A 17,646-nucleotide genomic window follows, 5' to 3' on the forward strand; every position below is an offset into this window, starting at 1 on the left:
ACAAAAGCGCCTCTCGCCAAGCGTCAATGTGCTGGCGCGCCGCAAGCCGTTTTCGCATCGGCAGTACCGGCACGCGAAACTTTCTCCACGCCTGTCAGAACCTGAAGTTCGACACGGCGGCCTTGCTCAAAACATGCGCGTTGCTTGAGCGAGTCCTTCATCTCGCCGCAGCCGCTGATGCCATCGCGATCCAGGCGTATGTCAATCAATGCATCCGCCTCGCTGATCGATGTGTCGCGTACCAGTTGATGGAACACGGTGCATGCTCTTTTGTGCGCCAAAACGAAATTACCTTCCTTTTCGCGAGGCATCGGGTCGGCAAAGCCCACGATAACTACTTTTTTCTCTTCGCCTTTTTTTGCCTGCGGCATGAATTTATCGACGTACGATTTTGAAATAGCCCACTGCCCTTCTTCGAACGTCTCTTTTCCAGAGCTGAAATAGATCCCGTTTTTCAGCTCCTGGCAAACTGCCTCTTTTCCCCCTCTTGAAACCTTGACGCCGGCGCTATCCAACTCAATCCGCGTATCTGTTGTATCGGCGGCAGCAGTCCCTTTCAGTTCGATATAGCTGCGCAGGCCAACCCCATGCCACAGAACCCGGACATTACTGATCGAAAAGCTGTCGCCATCCATTTTGCAACTATGCAGCAACACCCCCTTGGCATCGGCTGCAGCTTGCATCGTGGCGAAATTCGTTTTATTGACGATCAATACGGCATCGGAGCGCAACCCGAGGCCACTCATCACATAATTAAAACTATGCTGGCCTGCCAGCAATGGAATATAGGCAAACAGGATTCCCACTGAAATACTGGCAAAAGCGCTCCGGGAGCTGGCGCTGAGGTTGGCCGTGGCGGGGCCGGGCGGAACGGGTGGAACGGGCGGAATGGGGGGCGGAAGCGGTACGGATGTGGAAAACATCGCGACGCCAAGACTTAAAAACATTCCTGAAAATAGCAACACCAAGGGTATTGCCAGGAAGTTAAAAACTCCACTGCCCGCATCAGGCTTGTTTAGGGCGGCAATATATCCCAACATGGACGTGGAAGCAATCAATGGCATAACGTAGGCAACGGCAAACCAGCCATCTTCCGTCAATTTGCGAGCCAGGTACCAGTACACGCCAATGAGAACCACTGCTACGATACTTGACACGACAAATTGGCATCGACTGGCGGAGCCGGCGCCGTTGTTCAAAGCCTCAAAGAAAACCATAACCAGCAGCAGGGAAAGCAGCCAAAGACCAAGCAGGTATGCGGTACTCTTTAACTTCCCGGATGGGAGTATTTTTTGTGTAGCCCACGGAACAAAAGGCAAGAACCCCATGATGACCGATAAGGCACCGATACAGGAAAAAGCCAGCATGACAAAAATAAAGAATAATGTATCGCCAACACTTAACCCGGATGGAAAAAAACCAATCACGAAGAAACAATAGATAAAGACGGCAACCAGGCCAAAAGTAGAGCTCAGACCGGCACATAAACCACTGATGGTTTTCAGGCGTTCAACCCTGAGCTTTTTAATTTCGGCTATTTGCTTCTCTTCATCCAGTGTCATGATATTAGGCGGTGTATTGACGTTTAGATATTATAATGCAACCATCTTTCCTGAAGTCAATAAATTTGCAAGATTGGCATGGGCGGCGGAGTTCCGCCTGACCGCCAGAAAACTGAGCCAGGTCAAGACTCTGCCTGTCACCCGCCTGTTTCAAGGGGTATTTCAGCCCAATCTTGCCAACCGCACTATAATGTTGGCACCGCTTGCGGCAGCAATGGCGGCGATAGACGGTAACAATTTCGTGTGGAGGCCGGTACAATAGCGTCTGGGCCTACACAGGGTTTCACTTTTGCCAGCAGTTGCCAGCAACTAACCATTTTTTTGACCAGCCAACAAATACTATGAGTTCGATGAATGAAGAGCGCGTTTTAAGCGTGCACCACTGGACGGATACCCTGTTCTCCTTTACCACCACGCGCGACCCGTCGCTGCGTTTCTCGAATGGCCATTTCACCATGATCGGCCTGCGCGTCGATGGCAAGCCCTTGCTGCGTGCCTATAGTATCGCCAGCGCCAATTATGAAGACCACCTGGAATTTTTCAGCATCAAGGTGCCGGGCGGTCCATTGACGTCGCGCTTGCAGCACTTGCAAGTGGGCGACACGGTCATCGTCGGCCGCAAGCCGACGGGCACCCTGGTGTCCGACTACCTGCTGCCAGGCAAGCGCCTGTACATGTTGTCGACGGGCACGGGCCTGGCGCCTTTCCTCAGCATCGTGCGCGATCCGGACATCTACGAGCGCTTCGACCAGCTGATCCTCGTGCACGGCGTGCGCCAGGTCGATGAATTGGCTTACCACGACTTGCTGGAAGAACATCTGCCGCAGCATGAGTTCCTGGGCGAAATGGTCAGCGACAAGCTGCGCTACTACCCTACCGTGACGCGCGAAGACTTCCGCAACATGGGCCGCATCACCGAACTGATCGAAAACGGCAAGCTGGCCGAAGATCTGGGCGTGCCGGCGCTGAACCCTGCCGAAGACCGCGTGATGATCTGCGGCAGCTCGGACATGCTGCGCGACCTGAAGGAAATGCTGGAAGCGCGTGGCTTCAAGGAAGGCAATACCTCGACGCCAGGCGACTTCGTTGTCGAGCGCGCGTTCGCCGAGAAGTAATCCGCAAAAGTCATCCGCAATACCCCAGGGGCCCGGCCCCGCCGCTTCCTGCGGCGGCGCCGGGCCTTTTCATTGGCGGCGGCTACCGCAGCCATTCATGAAGCGCCGCAAGGACGTAAAGGCTTTCTGTCCATGGCTGGAAACGAACAGCAGCGAGGACGCACGGTCGGTCTTGACCTTGCTTGATCTGTCGCAAACGTGGCCTGTAAAACCGCATCGGGATTCGGCCGCATGCCAAAATAAACATGCCCCCTGATGGCGGCGCATCAGTCACGCTCGCTCCTGACAGAAATTGTCAGTGCTTTTCATTATGCTTTCGGCACCAGCAGGCTAGCCAGCCTGTACTATCGATATCTCCACCTGCGACAGGACTTTTCATGACACGTGCCATCACCATTCTGACCGAGAACTTTGCCGATTGGGAAACCGCCCTGATCAATTCCACGGCGCGCCTGTACTACGGCTTTTACACGCAGTTCGCCACGCCCGGCGGCTTGCCCGTCACCTCATCCGGCGGCATGCTGGTCACGCCGCAACTGGCGCTGGAAGAGATTGTGCTCGATGAACTCGATTTGCTGATGGTATGTGGCGGCAGCCACTGGCAAAGCGGCAAGGCGCCCGACCTCTCCCCCTTGCTGCGCGCGGCCCGCGACAGGAATATCGTGCTGGCCGGCATTTGCGACGGCACGCGCGTGCTGGCGCAGGCGGGCGTGCTCGACACTGTGCGCCACACCTCCAATTCCGCCGACAACCTGAAGGATACCGGCTATGCGGGCGCCGCCCTGTACCAGGATGTGCCGTGGGCCGTGGCCGACCAGCGCGTCATCACGGCGCCCGGCACGGCGCCCGTCAGCTTTACGGCCGAGGTCTTGCGCGCCCTGGGCATAGCTGATGACAACCTGGCGGCTTACCTGGCCATGCACGGCGCCGAGCACGGCAAGGCAGCCCAGGCAGTGCGCTAGTTGGCATCCAGCACGCGCAGGCGCGCCACAGCGTGCGTGTTGCCCGGATCCAGCTCCAGCGAACGGCGGTAATGCGTGATGGCCAGCGCCTTGGCGCCGTCCGCCTCGTATGCTTCGGCCAGGCTGTCGTGGCCATTTGCCCCTTGCGGGTACAGTTGCACGCCGAGCTGGAAGACGGCTACCGCCTGTTTCGGCTGCTGCCGCCGCAGCAGACGGTAGCCCCAGGCATTCAAGTCATCGTCGGTGGGCGCAGACAGCCCATGCTGGCGCCGGATGGCCGCCAGTTTCTTGTCCAGTCCATCGAAACCAGCGCTGGCCGCTTTGTTGCGCAGCAGGTGCGCGGCATACGCGCCGCCGCGCTGCTGGCGCAGGGCGGGAAGATAAAAGCCGGCGACGGTATCGATCAGCTGTTCCGGCTGGGCGCCGGCCAGGTTGCTCAGGATAACGACGGCCAGGCCATCGTTCGGATACACATAAAAGGCTGAGCGGGCGCCGCCGATGCCGGCCACGGCACGGTGTCCATCGCGGCCGATGGTGGGCCAGCCCAGCGCCCACGGCGCCGGCTTGCCATCATTCAAGCTGGTCGGCTGCCACAGCCGTTCCACGCTGGCGGACGCCAGCAGGCGCCCCGACTGCAGCGCGATGAGCCAGTTCGCCAGTTCGCCCGCATTGCTGTTGATGCCGGCGCCGGCGCGCATGAACACGGGAAAATCTTCGATCACATTGCGGTAGCCCTTGCCACCCCTGTCCAGCACGTAGGAACTGGCCTTGTTGACGACCACGTCCTTCGCGTCGCCAAAGCCGCTGTGCGGCATGCCCGCCACGTCAAACTGCCCGCGCTGGACGAAGGCGGTAAAAGGCTGGCCGCCTTGCCGTTCGATCAATTGCGCCAGCAACACGTAATTGGTCTGGTTGTAGCGGTAGCGCTCGCCGGGCTTGGCTTCCACGGGCAGCGCCTGCACGGCTGTCCACGCCGCATCGGCGTCGTCCGGCTGCGGCCCCACCAGATTGCCGCTGCGCTGGTCCAGCACATCGGGCAAGCCCGAGGTATGGTTGAGCAATTGCGTCACCGTCACGGCTTGCCAGGCTGAAGGCAGGCCCGTCAGATACTGGCCGATAGTCGCAGCCAGGTCGATCTTGCCCTGCTGCACCAGCTGCATGACGGCCACGCCGGCAAACGCTTTCGTTGCCGAATTGATGGAAAACAGGCTGGCGTCCGTCACCGGCACCTGGTATTGCAGGCTGGACAGTCCAAAATTGCGCGCCAGTACAACCTTGCCACCTTGTATCACGGCCAGTTGCAGCCCCGGAATCTGGCGCTCCTGCATTTCGCTGCGCACGAAGGCGGCAATCTCCTGTTCCGCGTTGGACACCTTCGACTGGCTGGCGGCAGTTGCAGCCACGGCGCCAACGGGGACGGCGGCAAGCGCCATGAGGAGCAGGACAGACGGGAGGCGTGGGTTCAAGATGCGGCTTTCGACAGGAGAAAACGGAAGCGCAGCATCCCATACCTATTTATCAACGTCAACGACAATCTTGCCGTTCAGAAAGTTACTCTTCCAGCCACACGTCTTCATACCCTTCCCGGTCGAGAATGAACTTGGCGCCGCTGGGCAAGGCCAGGTAGTCGACCACCTGCGGCAGCAGTTCGTGCAGGTGGTCCGCATGCAGGGGCTGGTAAAAGCCGCTGGCATCGTCGTGCTCACCGCAATGGATGAACCAGCTGATGGTGCCGTTTTCCGGCAGCGCGATGCGCGTGCCGTAGATGGGCGACTGCGCCAGGCTGGCGATGGCCAGGGCCACCATGGGCTCGGGCGCCTGGGCCGGCAAGCCGAATTTGTCGCAGATGCGCCGTTGTGTTTCGCTGATCAGTTCAGTCATGGTGTTTCAGGATCCGATGTAGTGGTAATGCAGGCGCAGCGCGCCGTCGTGGCCGGACATTTCCAGGTGCAAGGTCGCTTCGCCCGGCTTGCCGTCGGCCAGCAGCAGGCATTCCAGGCCCAGCGGTCCGGCGTCGGTGGCATATACATCGACGGCGGGACGGCCACCCTTGCCCGGCACGAAGGCTTGCGCCAGCGGCGCCAGGGACAATGTCTGGCTAGCCGCAAAATAACTGTCGAGCATCTCGATGATCTCGTCGGCCACGCCCGGCGACAAGCCCCAGTCGCGCTGCAGTGCAACAGGATCGCGCCCGTCCAGCGTCTGCACGAAGGCGGCGGCCTGCGCGTATGCCAGCTGCCGCAGGCTGTCTGTGATGGCCATTTCCATAGAGTACGTTGTGCCTTATCCATTCAACAGGCGCCATTATAGTGCGTCGCCGCGGGAATGCTCGATCCGTTTGCCATCAATAATTGAGCACCGTACCGATTATTTAAAGTGCCGCGCTTATTATTTATCGCACTGCAATAACATAAATGGCTCGCGTGATATTTGGTGAGTATTTGAAAAATATAACCGTGGATACGATTGATTTTCAAGTTGACGCTTATTTATTCCAGCGCTAATATCGAATGGCCATATACCATGGCATACAGCGCAAGCAGTACTTAACCATCACAAGAGGATAGTACAATGCAAAACCAAACCAAATTGTTCGCATTCAAACTGGCTGAAAAACAGGTACAAAAACAGGAAGCGCCCGCCACCGCCTGGAAGGTACGCGACGGCGTCGCCGTGGCCGGCTGCACCGCCGTTGGCACCCATGATCAATATCGCGACTCTTCGCGCCTCAAGCCCAACGACAGCGGCCAGTATTGCTGATACCCGGCACGCCATAACCCCCCGCCCGGCGTGGGGGTTTCATATATTCCCCCGTATTCAAATTGGCGCCGTGCGGCGCGGCTATCCCGCGCGCAATGCATATGCAAACACCTTTCAATTAAAGTTTCCATTTTTTAAAATAAGTATTTATCGGTAAAAATCGGAACGCCACCATTAATAGAGGATCTCATGCACAAAGAAACCAAACTGTTCGCATTCAAACTGGCGGAAAAAAAGGAAGAAGAAAAGCCAGCGCATCCTGCGCTCTGGAAAGTACGCGATGGCGTCGCCGTGGCCGGCTGCACGGCTGTCGACAGCGAGGAGCAATACCGCTATTCGCGTATCGGTTCGAGTGACGGCGGCGAGTTCTGCTGATACGTTCGCCAGCTGAAAGCCTTGCCACGGCAAGGCTTTTTCACCTTCCTTTACCGCAAGCCCACGACATGCACAAAAAGGTTTTGATTATCAGCCATAGCGGCGATCTGCACGCCGACCTGGTCGAAGCCATCCTCGCCGCCCGCGGCCATGCCCCCTTCCGTATCGATCTCGACGCCTTTCCCCGCGATTACCAGCTGTGCCAGCGCCTGCAAGACGGCCGCGCCAGCGCGCGCCTGCGCCACTTGCCCGATGGCGACTGGCTTGACCTGCAGCAAGTGGGCGCCGTCTGGCTGCGCAAGGCGGCCGACTACGCCTACGCCAGCGCCGACCTGACGCTGCAGGAGCGCGCCTACGCGCAGCTGGAAACGGAACAAGCCATCTTCAGCGTGCTGTACGGGCTCGATTGCTACTGGCTCAGCCATCCGCTGGCCCTGCGCGGCGCCCAATGGAAAGGCGAACAGCTTGCGCGGGCCGCGCGCATGGGCTTTCGCGTGCCCGCCACCGTGATCACCAACGTGCCCGACGACGTGCGCGCTTTCCGCGCTGCCATCAAAGGGCCCATCATTTTCAAGAGCATGTCGACGCCCAGCCTGGCCGCCGAAGCGGTCGAGGACGTTGACAGGGTCAGCGCCGGCATCGGCACCACCATCGTCGACGATGCCATGCTCGATAGCCTGGACGCCGTCAGCGAACTGAGCTGCCAGTTCCAGGAATATATCGCCAAGCAATACGAACTGCGGATCACCGTGATCGGCAAGCAACTGTTTGCCGCGCGCCTGTATTCCCAGGACGACGCGCGCACGGCCATCGACTCGCGCGACATGTCGGCCCCCATCCGCTATGAAGCATGCACCTTGCCGGCGGAAATACAGCAGCGCTGCCTCGCTTTCGTGCACAGCTATGGCCTCGAATATGGCGCGCTCGATCTCATCGTCACGCCCGACTGCGAGTATGTTTTCCTGGAAAACAATCCTGTTGGTCAATTTTTGTATGTACAACAACTGGTGCCAGCCTTGCCCATGCTGGAAAGCGTGGCCGCAACCCTGATCGAAGGAGTCGTATGCCGCAGCCAGACCTGAACCAGATTCCCGTCCGGCTGCGCGAACTGGAACTTGCGCGCGACAGCCGGGCCATCGTCCTGGCCGCCTCGCACCTGGACATGGAGCTGCTGCCCGCCCTGTACGAGCTGTGCCAGGGCATCGGCCCCGTGGCGCGCCTCGACGTGGTGCTGCACGGCCGCGGCGGCATCGTCAACGCGGCGCGCCGCATCGCCATCCTGCTGCGCCAGCATGCACGCCACCTGAGCTTTATCGTGCCCTTCCACTGCCAGTCGGCCGCCACCCTGCTGGCCCTGGGCGCCGATGAAATCATCGCGGGCGACCTGGCCCTGTTCTCGCCCATCGACCCGCAGCTCGATGGCGCCGACGGCGGCTCGATGTCCAGCCTGGACATCAAGGTGTTCGGCGACATGGCGCAGCAGTGGTTTGGCGTCGATGCCAGCGAGGCGCGCCAGCAATCGCTGTCCCTGCTGTGCGGCAGCATCTTTCCCCCTTCCCTGACGGCCTTCTACCGCACCACCCTGGAGCTGGCGCAGATCGGCGAGGAATTACTGGCCTGGCAATTGCCCGATGCCACACAAGAGGCGCGGCGCGCCATCGTCGCGCAACTGGTGACGGGTTATCACTCGCACAACTATGCCTTGACGCGCGAAGAGCTTGCCCAGCTGGGCCTGAACATGGCGCGCGATATCCACGTCGAAAGGCTGGGCTGGGCCATCTCGACGCAATTGCAGGCAAGCATAGGCGGCGCCTTGCGCAGCGCGCCCGACGAGCCGTGGAACGATGCCCTGCTGGCGTCGCGCGACGGCGTGCAGCTGCGGCGCCAGCGTCCGGGCGGCTTCGCGCCCGTGTGGAGCACACAATGCTGACCCCGCTTTTGGCCCCATCCTTGCCAGCGTTATTGGCCGCATTATTGGCCGATACCGCGCGCTACTGTATCGCCTTGCTGCTGCTGGCGGCCAGCGTGGGCAAGCTGCGCAGCTACGGAGACTTTCGCGCCAACCTGGCCACCTCGTTCGGCATGCCGCCCACCGCAGCCCAATTCGCTGCGCCAGCCCTGGTGATGACAGAACTGCTGCTGGCCGGCTGGCTGCTGGCCGGCGGTACCCACACACCGATGCTGCTGTCGCTATTGCTGCTCAGCACGCTCACCGTCATATTGACTTACCGCTACTTCACGCACAGCGTGGTGCGCTGCAGCTGCTTTGGCGAAGCGGCACGGCCCGTGTCGCAATACGACCTGCTGCGCAACATGCTGGCGGTCGGCATCAACGGCGCCTACTTTGCGCTGGCGCAGGAACCGGACTTGCCCGTCGCCACCTCCATATTGGCCGCCGGCCTGGCAGCCATCGTGTGCGTGGCCACGATTTCCCTGCACGAGATCGCCACTTTGGCAAAGGCAGACTGATGGATTCCACGACCTTGCAACTGGTGCTGGCGGCGCTGGCGTTTGCCCTCGCTGGCAATATCTGGCTCAGCCTGGCCGTGCTGCGCGCCAGCCGCCGCGAACGCATCACGCCCACGGCGCTGGAGCGGGGCCAGCCCCTGCCTGCCGTGCAAGCCCGTCCGCTGGCTGGCGGCGCGCATTTCCAGCCGGGCGCCGGCGGCCAGGCGGCCGTGCTGCTGTTCCTGGCCAGCCGCTGTCCGAAATGCGGGGAAAAGCTGGCCGGCATCGAACAGTTGCTGCCGCTGGCGCGGGAAGCGGGCCTGGCCCTGTGGCTGCTCAGCGAAGAGCCAGTCCGCCGCCTGCGCGCCTTTTTGCCCGGCAACACCTTGCGGGCGGCCACGGCACGGCTGACGCTGCGCGACTACCGGCGCGTGAATCCGCTAATGAGCTCGCCTTCCTATGTATTCGTCAATCACCAGGGCAGCGTGGAAGCGGCCGGCCTGATCGGCGATGAAGACTGGCTGGCCCTCGTCGAGCAACTGGCTGACGAGACGGCACAGGAGCGCGCCGCATGAGCCATCTGAATGTCGGCCCGCATCTTGAACGCCTGCGCCTGCTGTATCCCGTGCGCTGGCGCGTCGCCGCCGGCCTGGTGTGCATGGCCCTTACCGTGGGCGCGCAGCTGGCCTTTCCGCAAGCCATCGCGTATTTCATCGACAACGTGGCGGAACTGACCCGGCGCGGCGTCACGCCGGGCATGGTCGCCGCCATGCTGGCCGTCAGCCTGCTGTATGCGCTGATCACGACCGCGCGCTTCTATTTGCTGCAATCGGGCGGCCACATGATCGTCATGGGCGTGCGCCGGCGCCTGTTTGACGTGGTGATCAACCAGCCCATCGCCTTCTTCGACAAGCACCATGGCGGCGAACTGAACAGCCGGCTGACATCCGACGTGTCGGCCCTGCATGAAAGCCTGACCATCGGCGCGGCCAATGCCCTGCGCTCGCTATGCGTCTTTCTGGGCGGCATCGCCATGCTGCTGCATCTGTCACCCATGCTGAGCCTGCCGCTGGCCCTGTTCATCCCCATCAGCCTGTATCTCGGCAAGTTATCAGGCAGCAATTACCGGCAGCGTTCGCGGGCCATTTCCGCCACCCTGGCCGCCAGCGGCAAGGTGGCGCAGGAATACTTTGCCCATGCGCGCCTGGTGCAGGCATTCAACCAGCAAGGCGGCGCCATGGCCCGCTATGCGCAAGCCATGCGGCAACTGCTGGAGGTGTCCCTGGCCGGCACGCGGCTGCTGGCCGTGTTCCAGGGCGCGCAGGGCTTGCTGGCCTTCGTTGCCCTGCTGACCACCCTGTGCTTCGGCGCCCACCTGATCGGCCAGGGCCGTTTGAGCGTGGGAGAGCTGACGGCCTTTGTCATCTATGCCAGCATGGTGACGGACACGGCCGGCTCCATCAGCGAATTCTGGAACACATGGATGCGCACCATGGGTTCGACCGACCGCATCTTCGAGATCCTGCGCAGCCACCGCGCCGTGCCCGAGGCGCCGCCGCAACCGCCGCTGGCCGGCCACATCGCGCTGCGCGACGCGCGCTTTTCGTATCCCGAGCGCACGCAGGTCACGGCCCTCGACGGCGTCAGCCTCTCGATACGGGCGGGCGAAAAAATTGCCCTGGTGGGCGCCTCGGGCGCGGGCAAGTCCACCATCGCCAGCCTGGTGCTGGGCCACTACCAGCTTGACGCGGGCAGCCTGCAGTTCGACGGCATCGATGCAGGCATGCTGGGCGTCACGCAGCTGCGGCGCCAGATGGCCGTGGTGGAACAGGAACCTGCCCTGTTTTCCGGCAGCATCGCGGACAATATCGCCTTTGCCGTGCCAGACCGCCAGGTGACGCGCGACGAGATGCTGGCCGCGGCGCGCCTGGCGCACGCCCACGATTTCATCGCGGCCTTCCCTGACGGCTACGAGACCCTGGTGGGAGAACGGGGCGTGCAATTGTCCGGCGGACAGAAACAACGCATCGCGATCGCCCGCGCCATCCTGCGCGCGCCGAAGATACTCATCCTGGACGAAGCCACCAGCGCGCTCGACGCCGCCAGCGAACAGCAGGTGCAGCTCGCCCTCGACACCCTGATGCAAGGGCGCACCACCATCATCATCGCCCACCGCTTTTCCACCATCGTCAAAGCGGACCGCATCATCGTCATGGACAAGGGCCGGATATGCCAGCAAGGCACGCACGCCGAGCTGCTGCGCGCGGGCGGCCAGTATGCACGGCTGATGCAGCAGCAGCTGTCGCAATTCCAGCAGTTGCATGCTAGTGCGGCAACGCTGTAAGGCGGAGGCGTGCGCTGGCACTGTCCGACTTGCCTGAATAAGCATGCGCACCCCGTTGTCTGGATCGGCATTCTGGGCGATAATTACGCCCATGAACGATACCACCACCTTACCCCCATTGCCCGATCGCCTGTCGATCGACCCTAGCAGCCCTTACCACGTTGCAGCCGTGTTCGAGAACGACGTCGGCATCCGCTTCAACGACAAGGAGCGTCTTGACGTGGAAGAATATTGCATCAGCGAACGCTGGATCAAGGTCGCTTCCACCAAGTCCCTCGACCGCCGCGGCCGTCCGCTGCAGATCAAGCTGAAGGGCAAAGTCGAAGCGTTTTACCGTTAAGCAACACATTCAGTTGTCATCGAGGCCGATTTTCATCGGCCTTTTTTGCGTCAGCCGCTTTCTGCGCATACATCGATGGTGACCAGCCCGGCCGCGGCCGCCAGCGGCAGCCACAGCATGGCGTCGGCCAGCACCTCGTCCGGCGCCCTGCCGCTAGCCCGCGCCGCCTGCCCCGCGCACTGTGCCAGCGGCGCGCCGCCGGCCAGCGCTTGCAGACAATAAAACTGCCAGGGCTGCAATTCCTGCATGGCAAGCCGGTAATGCATGCGCGAAATGGCGACAAAGGCGGACCTGGCACCAGGCTGGGCCGGCACGGCGTCGTCCGGCGCGGCCTGCGCCTGTTGCCAGTAGTCGGACAAGGGGAACGACAGGGCCAGCAGCCGCGTGCACGGCGCTAGGCGCCAAGCCGGTGCATTTCCCAATAGCAAGTCCAATCCGCACGGCAGCATGGGCGGCGCCAGCTTTTCCAGGCCGGGCGCCCTGCCCGCTTCGCTGCGCGCCCGTTCCAGCTGCGCCAGTTCGACGGGAAAGCGCAAGGCGGCGCCCTGCGCGCCGGCGGCATGCTGGCTGGCGGCGAGAAAATCGGCAAAGCCGGCGCCCAGGTCATACAAGGTCGCGGATGCGGACGGGTGGCGCCAGACATAGGCGCGGGCAAAGAAGGCGAACAGCTCGTCACCCATAACCTTGCGCAACACGGGATAGTCGGCTTGCAGGCATTCGAGCAGGCGCTGCACATAGCCGTCCGCATGGATGTGCAGCGGCGCCGGCCCGCCCCTGGCCCGTTTCAATACTTGCTCCTGCGTCAAGCCATGGCGCTCGCTGGCCAGCTGGACGCCGCGCGCCGCGCCGCCCGGCGCCGTCATCGCCGTCAGGAACCATGCCTGCAATTGCGCCAGCGGTGCGCGGGCCTCGCCAGATTCGCCTGCTGCGGTGCTACGGGGCATGGGCCGCCTCCAGGTGAAAGCCCAGCGGCGCAGAGACGGCGGCGGCAGCCGTGACTGGTGCCACATCCGCGAATTCTCCCCGCTCGGCCGCGCGCGCCTTGTGGAGCTCGGCCAGCAGCTCCGGGTACGGGGGAATCTCCGCATCCCATTCCAGCAGGGCCGACACGCCGCCCGTCAGCTGCTGCGCCAGCGCGTACAGGCGCCACACGGCAGCCGGCACGGGGGCATCATGGGTATCGATCAGCACGGCGCCGCACACGGTGGGGCCGGCCAGGTGGATCTGCACGATGTGCGCGTGCGGCAACTGGCGGATGTAGTGGGCCGCATCATAGCCGTGGTTATGCGCGCTGACGTGGACATTGTTGACGTCGAGCAAGACTCCGCAGCCCGTGTCTTCGGCCAGGCGGCCCAGGAATTCCCATTCCGGCATGCTGGACTGGGCAAATTCCACGTAGCTGCTGGGGTTTTCCAGGACCAGCGGACGGCCCAGGAATTCCTGCACCTGCCGCACGCGCCCCGCCACGTGGCGCAGGCTGGCCTCGTCCAGCGGCAGCGGCAGCAAGTCGTGGCTGTTGAGCGAGGCGGCACCCGTCCAGCACAGGTGGTCGGAAATCCACGCGGGCCGGATCTCGCCGGCCAGCTGGCGCAGCTTGCGCAGGTAGCCGAGATTGAGCGGATCGCTGCTGCCGATCGACAGCGAGACGCCATGCATGACGATGGGCACCTGCGCCGCCACCTGCTCCAGCACATGGCGCGCATAGCCGTGGTTGTCGATGAAGTTCTCGCTGATGATCTCGAACCAGTCCACCTGCGGCCCGTGGCGCAGGATGTGCGCATAGTGCGGCGGGCGCAGCCCCACGCCCAGGCCCAGGTTCGGCAAGCCCAGGCGTGGCGCCACCGCGTGCATGGCGTGCCGCATCAGGTCGACGGCGGCAAGGCCAGGCGCAGGTCGGTAGGCACCGGCGGCGCCCCCACCGGCGTGCCGCGCGCCGCCATCACCTTGCCGTAGGCTTCCCAGGCCTTGTCGTAGACATTGTCGCCCAGCGCAAAGCTCATGCTCTGGCCCAGCGGAATGCTGCGGTGCTCGGGCGCGGGTCCGAAATCGTACAGGGTCATCGTGGCGGGCTCGGGCGGTTCCTTGCCCGTCGTGTTCGGATACAGCTGCGAGGCCGAAATCGGCACGGCGCAGCCGCCGAAGCCGCCGCATTTGTTGTCGCTGGGCGCGCTGTAGACCTTATCGGGCTGCGGCGGCGGTGGCGGCACATAGCATGGCGTGCCCGGCGAGGCGGCAAGCTTGACCGAGTGGCCGCAGGACGAGCCGCCCGTGTCGGCCTGGGCAAAGCCGCAGCCGCCCTGGGCATGGCAGCCGTTGGAACCGCGGCAGGTATGATAGACAGCCAGCGCGGCGCAGGTGGATGAGGCCTCGCCTTCCAGGTGCATGCCCTGGCAGGCGTGGTACAGCACGCTTTTCTCGGCCAGCGGCACGCCCGTCGCCAGGTTCGGCGCCTGGCCCAGCACGGCCCAGCAGATGGCCATGCGGTCGCCCGCGCCCACCATCGACGGATATGGAAAGTCCAGTTGCTGGTTCTGCCAGTACTTGTCCAGCACGGAAGTGATGCCGTAGATGGCGCCCGTGGCCACCGTGCTCAGCATCTCCAGGGTACCGCTGGCGTCCTTCAGGCGGTTCAGGGCGCCCGCCACGGCCGCCGGCGCGGGGATATTCTGCGGCGCGCTGGCCGGGTTGTAGCGTTCGTTGGTCAGCATGGCCGCGCTCCACTGCTGGCCCTGCTTGTGCCAGCTGGCCCAGGTAGTCACGGGCAGCATCGCCTTGACCTGGCCGAAACGCTCGTAGTGGTCGAACGGGGCGCTGTCGTGGCGCGCCTGCGCGTCGCGCGATTCGGCATCCTTGCCATTGTTCGCGTAGGACGGATAATCGCACTTCAAGGCATCCAGGTCTTCGCGGTAGTCGGGCTGCACGGCCTTCAGGCGCAGTGCCGCATCGCGGCGGTAGCGCTGGATGGCCGCTTCGCTGCCCTCGCCCTGGTCCGTGATGGCCGCCATCATGTCGATGGCCTTGTTGAACGAGCCCGTCTGGCCGCCATCCTGGTCCTGCGGGCCGAAGCAGGTATCGAATTTGGGAAATTCCGCCCGCGCATGGCCCTGGACCTGGCTGTTGAACATGTCTTGCTGCACCGAACCGTTGACGAACAGCTTTTGCCACAGGGTCTGGCCATCCGCATATTCGATGCTGATGTAGCGCGCATAGCATTCATACATGTAGCCGATGGTGCCGAACAGGGGCAGATCATGCACGTGCTTGCCCGGCGTCCAGCCCACGAACGGTACCTCGGGGAAATATTTGGTGTGGTTGTGCTTGTCGAACTCGGCCAGCTGGGCGCGTGCCTGCTCCTCGGGTTGCTCGATGGCGAGGAACAGGTCGCACTGGTTGCTGTTCAGCTCTTCCAGGTTGACGCGCACGTGGCGGTAGCCGGACGTGTCCTGCAGGTCGACGATGTGCGGGATCACCGTGCAATCCTTGCCATAGCAGGTCCAGCCATGATCCTGCGATTGCAGCTCCGAGCCCGTAAAGCATGGCGCCGTGCCGATGGCCGTGGCCAGGTTGGCCGCCATCTGCAGGTGCAGCATTTCCTGGATGAAGACGCTGAAGATGATGTTGAAGGCCTTTTGCTCCTTCAGCTCGGGCCGGGCCGTGGTGCCCATGCCCGGCCACTGGCGGCCCTCATAGTAGGTGATGCCTTTCGAGTTGATCTGGTGCGTGCCGTGGATCGAGTACATGGTGGCCATGTACAGGGGAATGGTGAACAGCTCGACGCTGACGGCCGCCTGGGCGATGGCGCGCACGGCGGCCGTGTCGGTGTCCAGCATGTCGAGCGGGCGCCTGGTGATGGGAGCCTGGGTGCTTCCTAAAACGGGCATTTTCATTCTGTATCTCCACAGGAAGGATGCGTTTCGGATATCGGGCCGGTCCGCGCCATCTGCGTGCGCTGTTCACGGCAAGGAAATCATACGCCTGAGAAAGATACTTTTGCGGCAAGATTTATGCGCTGGCCTTGGGGTAAGGCAGTCAGCCCTGGGCCATGAAAATAGGCGTTTTCAGCGGCCATTCGATGACAATTGAATAGAATCGGCAAAACCTGCGCGTGTATAAGCGCCGCACCGGCAAGCGCCGGCGCGTGGCTTGCATGCTGATAGTCAGGCGCCGGGCGGCGGCTGGAAGGCGCAAAAGCCGGGCCACTGGTCGCGGCTGTCGCACACTTTCAGGCAGCCTTTATCTTCCTTGAAGGTGGCGACGACCTTGATGGGGAAGCCATATTTTGGCGTGGTGGCCAGGAAGGCGGACGGGCAGCTTTGCTCGTTGCTGAAGCGGAAAGTGATTTCCTCGCGACGGCCCTTGCGCTCAAAACTCAGCATGAAGGTTTCATTGCTGTTCCATTGCGCCTTGCCCGGCACGCGGAAGCGGTAGCGCGGGCTGCCCGGCTGCTGGCCCTCAAGTTTCTGGCCGAAGACGCGGCTGCGGGCCGTGGCCGTCTCGACCTTGGCAACGGGATACACGACGGCAAAGATATACGTGCCGGCAAAACCCTGGTCGAAGCCGAGTCCCTTCTGGTAAAACGGCACGACGATGTGCGGCGCGCCCGTGTATTCCACGGTATTGCGGGCCGTTACGCGCGACGTCAGCTTGTCATCGGGCTCTTTGCCGAAGACCACGTCCAGTTCCAGCAAGGCTTGTTGCTTGTCGATATCTTGCGCCAGATAATCCTTGGGGAACATTTCGCCATGCACGCAGCCGGCCAGCAGGGAGGCGGCGAGGCAGCCGGCGAGGAGTTTGGGTATTGTCATGGCTGTTTTCCTTCCGGCGGCGCGGAAATGAGGCCCAGCCCCGTCACCTGTAAGCCGTTCTTGCCCTGTTTCCATTGAAATTGCTGGCCGAACCAGGCCAGTTCCAGCTCGCGCCGGATGCGGTTCGAATCCGTGCGGCCCTGGCGCGCCTTGATGGCGGCGCCCGCCTGCTCGGCAGCAGCCTGCGACAAGGGCTTCAGCCACCGTTGATAGGTGTCGGGCGGCAAGGCCAGCACGCCTGCCACGCCGTCGTCGCGCGTGGCAACGATAATCCCCACCTTCGTCAGCGCATTCGTCAGATAGGCGCCGCGCCGCCCGTCGGGCGAGACGGAGACCAGCATGGCGGGCGCGTAATCGCCCGTGACGATGCCCGGCACGTCAAACCACAGCAGCTCGCCCGTGTCCGTATCGAGCGCCCGGCCATCGCGGGCGAACAGCAGTATTTCGCTGCGGCCCGGCTGCGGCACGCCCCATTCGGGGTCGCGCTCCGTGCGCACCATGTCGTCGCGCTGCATGGGACTGACGGGGCGCATCAGCGGTTCGCCGTTCTGCACGCCGATCAATATCGTGCCCTGGCCCGTATAGCCCTTGGTAAAGGCCAGCAGCATGGGCTGGCCTTCGCGCCTGGCCTTGAGGGGACGCACTTCCACCACTTCGCGCGCGCCGCCGGGCCAATAGCCGTGCTTACGGAAAGACAAGTTGACGAGCGGGTCGTGGCGGTCGCGCGTGACGACAAAGTCGCCGTATTGCTGCATCACCGGCACGTATGGTGTTTGCGCCTGCGCGGCAGGCAGGACGGCGGCAAGCAAGCTGGCGGCGGCCGCCAGGCGGCATAAAGGTAGCAACAGAGGTAGGAACGGCATGGCATCCTGCAAGGGTCGCACTGGGCGAAGGAACAGCATCATAGACGATTCCTCGTCAGCAACACTGTCCGA

19 protein-coding genes are annotated in these 17,646 nt (G+C 62.7%); 10 read left to right on the top strand and 9 right to left on the bottom strand.

The window, feature by feature from the left end; translation table 11 throughout:
* Positions 1 to 23 precede the first annotated feature (23 nt).
* Positions 24 to 1,562 carry a hypothetical protein gene (locus tag CSQ91_RS06925; RefSeq protein ID WP_099387799.1) on the bottom strand — a complete coding sequence of 513 codons (1,539 nt, stop codon included), beginning with the start codon at positions 1,560 to 1,562 and terminating at the stop codon, positions 24 to 26.
* A gap of 341 nt (positions 1,563 to 1,903) precedes the next feature.
* On the opposite strand from CSQ91_RS06925, the gene CSQ91_RS06935 reads away from it, so the two are divergent.
* A complete protein-coding gene (locus CSQ91_RS06935; RefSeq protein ID WP_034786903.1) occupies positions 1,904 to 2,677 on the top strand; it encodes a ferredoxin--NADP reductase in 774 nt (257 codons plus the stop codon).
* Between the two features lie 377 nt (positions 2,678 to 3,054).
* A complete protein-coding gene (locus CSQ91_RS06940; protein WP_099387801.1) occupies positions 3,055 to 3,639 on the top strand; it encodes a type 1 glutamine amidotransferase family protein in 585 nt (194 codons plus the stop codon).
* On the opposite strand, the gene CSQ91_RS06945 is transcribed toward CSQ91_RS06940, so the two are convergent.
* From CSQ91_RS06945 to CSQ91_RS06955, 3 genes are all read right to left on the bottom strand, one after another.
* On the bottom strand, positions 3,636 to 5,105 hold the full coding sequence (locus CSQ91_RS06945) for a serine hydrolase domain-containing protein (protein WP_143450969.1): 1,470 nt from the start codon (positions 5,103 to 5,105) through the stop codon (positions 3,636 to 3,638). The two genes, CSQ91_RS06940 and CSQ91_RS06945, sit on opposite strands and share 4 nt — an antisense overlap.
* An 85-nt stretch (positions 5,106 to 5,190) precedes the next feature.
* Complete coding sequence (locus CSQ91_RS06950; protein WP_070253458.1) at positions 5,191 to 5,520, bottom strand: immunity protein Imm33 domain-containing protein; 330 nt, start codon at positions 5,518 to 5,520, stop codon at positions 5,191 to 5,193.
* A 6-nt stretch (positions 5,521 to 5,526) separates the two neighbouring features.
* The gene (locus CSQ91_RS06955; RefSeq protein ID WP_034786956.1) at positions 5,527 to 5,901 is read right to left on the bottom strand and encodes a hypothetical protein; all 375 of its coding nucleotides are present in this window, start codon (positions 5,899 to 5,901) and stop codon (positions 5,527 to 5,529) included.
* 309 nt (positions 5,902 to 6,210) lie between these two features.
* Here CSQ91_RS06955 and CSQ91_RS06960 point away from each other — a divergent pair, with 309 nt between their 5' ends.
* The 8 genes from CSQ91_RS06960 to CSQ91_RS06995 all read left to right on the top strand — a co-directional run bounded on the left by CSQ91_RS06960 (position 6,211) and on the right by CSQ91_RS06995 (position 11,906).
* Positions 6,211 to 6,399, top strand: coding sequence for a hypothetical protein (locus CSQ91_RS06960; RefSeq protein WP_034786916.1), 189 nt, complete (start codon positions 6,211 to 6,213; stop codon positions 6,397 to 6,399).
* A 189-nt stretch (positions 6,400 to 6,588) separates the two neighbouring features.
* Positions 6,589 to 6,774, top strand: a complete 186-nt coding sequence (locus CSQ91_RS06965) for a hypothetical protein (protein WP_034786919.1) — start codon at positions 6,589 to 6,591, stop codon at positions 6,772 to 6,774.
* A gap of 68 nt (positions 6,775 to 6,842) precedes the next feature.
* Positions 6,843 to 7,856, top strand: coding sequence for an ATP-grasp domain-containing protein (locus CSQ91_RS06970; RefSeq protein ID WP_099387803.1), 1,014 nt, complete (start codon positions 6,843 to 6,845; stop codon positions 7,854 to 7,856).
* Positions 7,838 to 8,704, top strand: coding sequence for an SDH family Clp fold serine proteinase (locus CSQ91_RS06975; RefSeq protein WP_099387804.1), 867 nt, complete (start codon positions 7,838 to 7,840; stop codon positions 8,702 to 8,704). The genes CSQ91_RS06970 and CSQ91_RS06975 overlap by 19 nt, the downstream gene beginning before the upstream one ends.
* Positions 8,698 to 9,243 (top strand): MauE/DoxX family redox-associated membrane protein, encoded by a 546-nt coding sequence (locus CSQ91_RS06980; RefSeq protein WP_099387805.1) that lies wholly within the window; start codon positions 8,698 to 8,700, stop codon positions 9,241 to 9,243. Before CSQ91_RS06975 ends, CSQ91_RS06980 begins: the two co-directional genes overlap by 7 nt.
* Positions 9,243 to 9,797 (top strand): hypothetical protein, encoded by a 555-nt coding sequence (locus CSQ91_RS06985; protein ID WP_099387806.1) that lies wholly within the window; start codon positions 9,243 to 9,245, stop codon positions 9,795 to 9,797. The genes CSQ91_RS06980 and CSQ91_RS06985 overlap by 1 nt, the downstream gene beginning before the upstream one ends.
* Positions 9,794 to 11,566, top strand: coding sequence for an ABC transporter ATP-binding protein (locus CSQ91_RS06990; protein WP_099387807.1), 1,773 nt, complete (start codon positions 9,794 to 9,796; stop codon positions 11,564 to 11,566). Before CSQ91_RS06985 ends, CSQ91_RS06990 begins: the two co-directional genes overlap by 4 nt.
* Before the next feature lie 91 nt (positions 11,567 to 11,657).
* A complete protein-coding gene (locus CSQ91_RS06995; protein WP_010398340.1) occupies positions 11,658 to 11,906 on the top strand; it encodes a DUF3297 family protein in 249 nt (82 codons plus the stop codon).
* A gap of 50 nt (positions 11,907 to 11,956) precedes the next feature.
* Here the strand turns inward: CSQ91_RS06995 and CSQ91_RS07000 are convergent, their stop codons facing one another.
* From CSQ91_RS07000 to CSQ91_RS07020, 5 genes are all read right to left on the bottom strand, one after another.
* Positions 11,957 to 12,850, bottom strand: coding sequence for an HvfC/BufC N-terminal domain-containing protein (locus tag CSQ91_RS07000; protein WP_099387808.1), 894 nt, complete (start codon positions 12,848 to 12,850; stop codon positions 11,957 to 11,959).
* A complete protein-coding gene (gene bufB, locus CSQ91_RS07005) occupies positions 12,840 to 13,769 on the bottom strand; it encodes an MNIO family bufferin maturase (protein ID WP_257217246.1) in 930 nt (309 codons plus the stop codon). Before bufB ends, CSQ91_RS07000 begins: the two co-directional genes overlap by 11 nt.
* Positions 13,769 to 15,793 (bottom strand): ferritin-like domain-containing protein, encoded by a 2,025-nt coding sequence (locus tag CSQ91_RS07010; protein ID WP_099387810.1) that lies wholly within the window; start codon positions 15,791 to 15,793, stop codon positions 13,769 to 13,771. The genes bufB and CSQ91_RS07010 overlap by 1 nt, the downstream gene beginning before the upstream one ends.
* 270 nt (positions 15,794 to 16,063) lie before the next feature.
* Positions 16,064 to 16,711: a hypothetical protein gene (locus CSQ91_RS07015; RefSeq protein WP_099387811.1), complete on the bottom strand. Its 648-nt coding sequence runs from the start codon at positions 16,709 to 16,711 to the stop codon at positions 16,064 to 16,066.
* On the bottom strand, positions 16,708 to 17,574 hold the full coding sequence (locus CSQ91_RS07020; protein ID WP_218963719.1) for a hypothetical protein: 867 nt from the start codon (positions 17,572 to 17,574) through the stop codon (positions 16,708 to 16,710). Before CSQ91_RS07020 ends, CSQ91_RS07015 begins: the two co-directional genes overlap by 4 nt.
* Positions 17,575 to 17,646: the final 72 nt, after the last annotated feature.

Origin of the sequence: Janthinobacterium sp. BJB301, assembly GCF_002735685.1 — a bacterium.
Taxonomy (GTDB): domain Bacteria; phylum Pseudomonadota; class Gammaproteobacteria; order Burkholderiales; family Burkholderiaceae_D; genus Janthinobacterium; species Janthinobacterium lividum.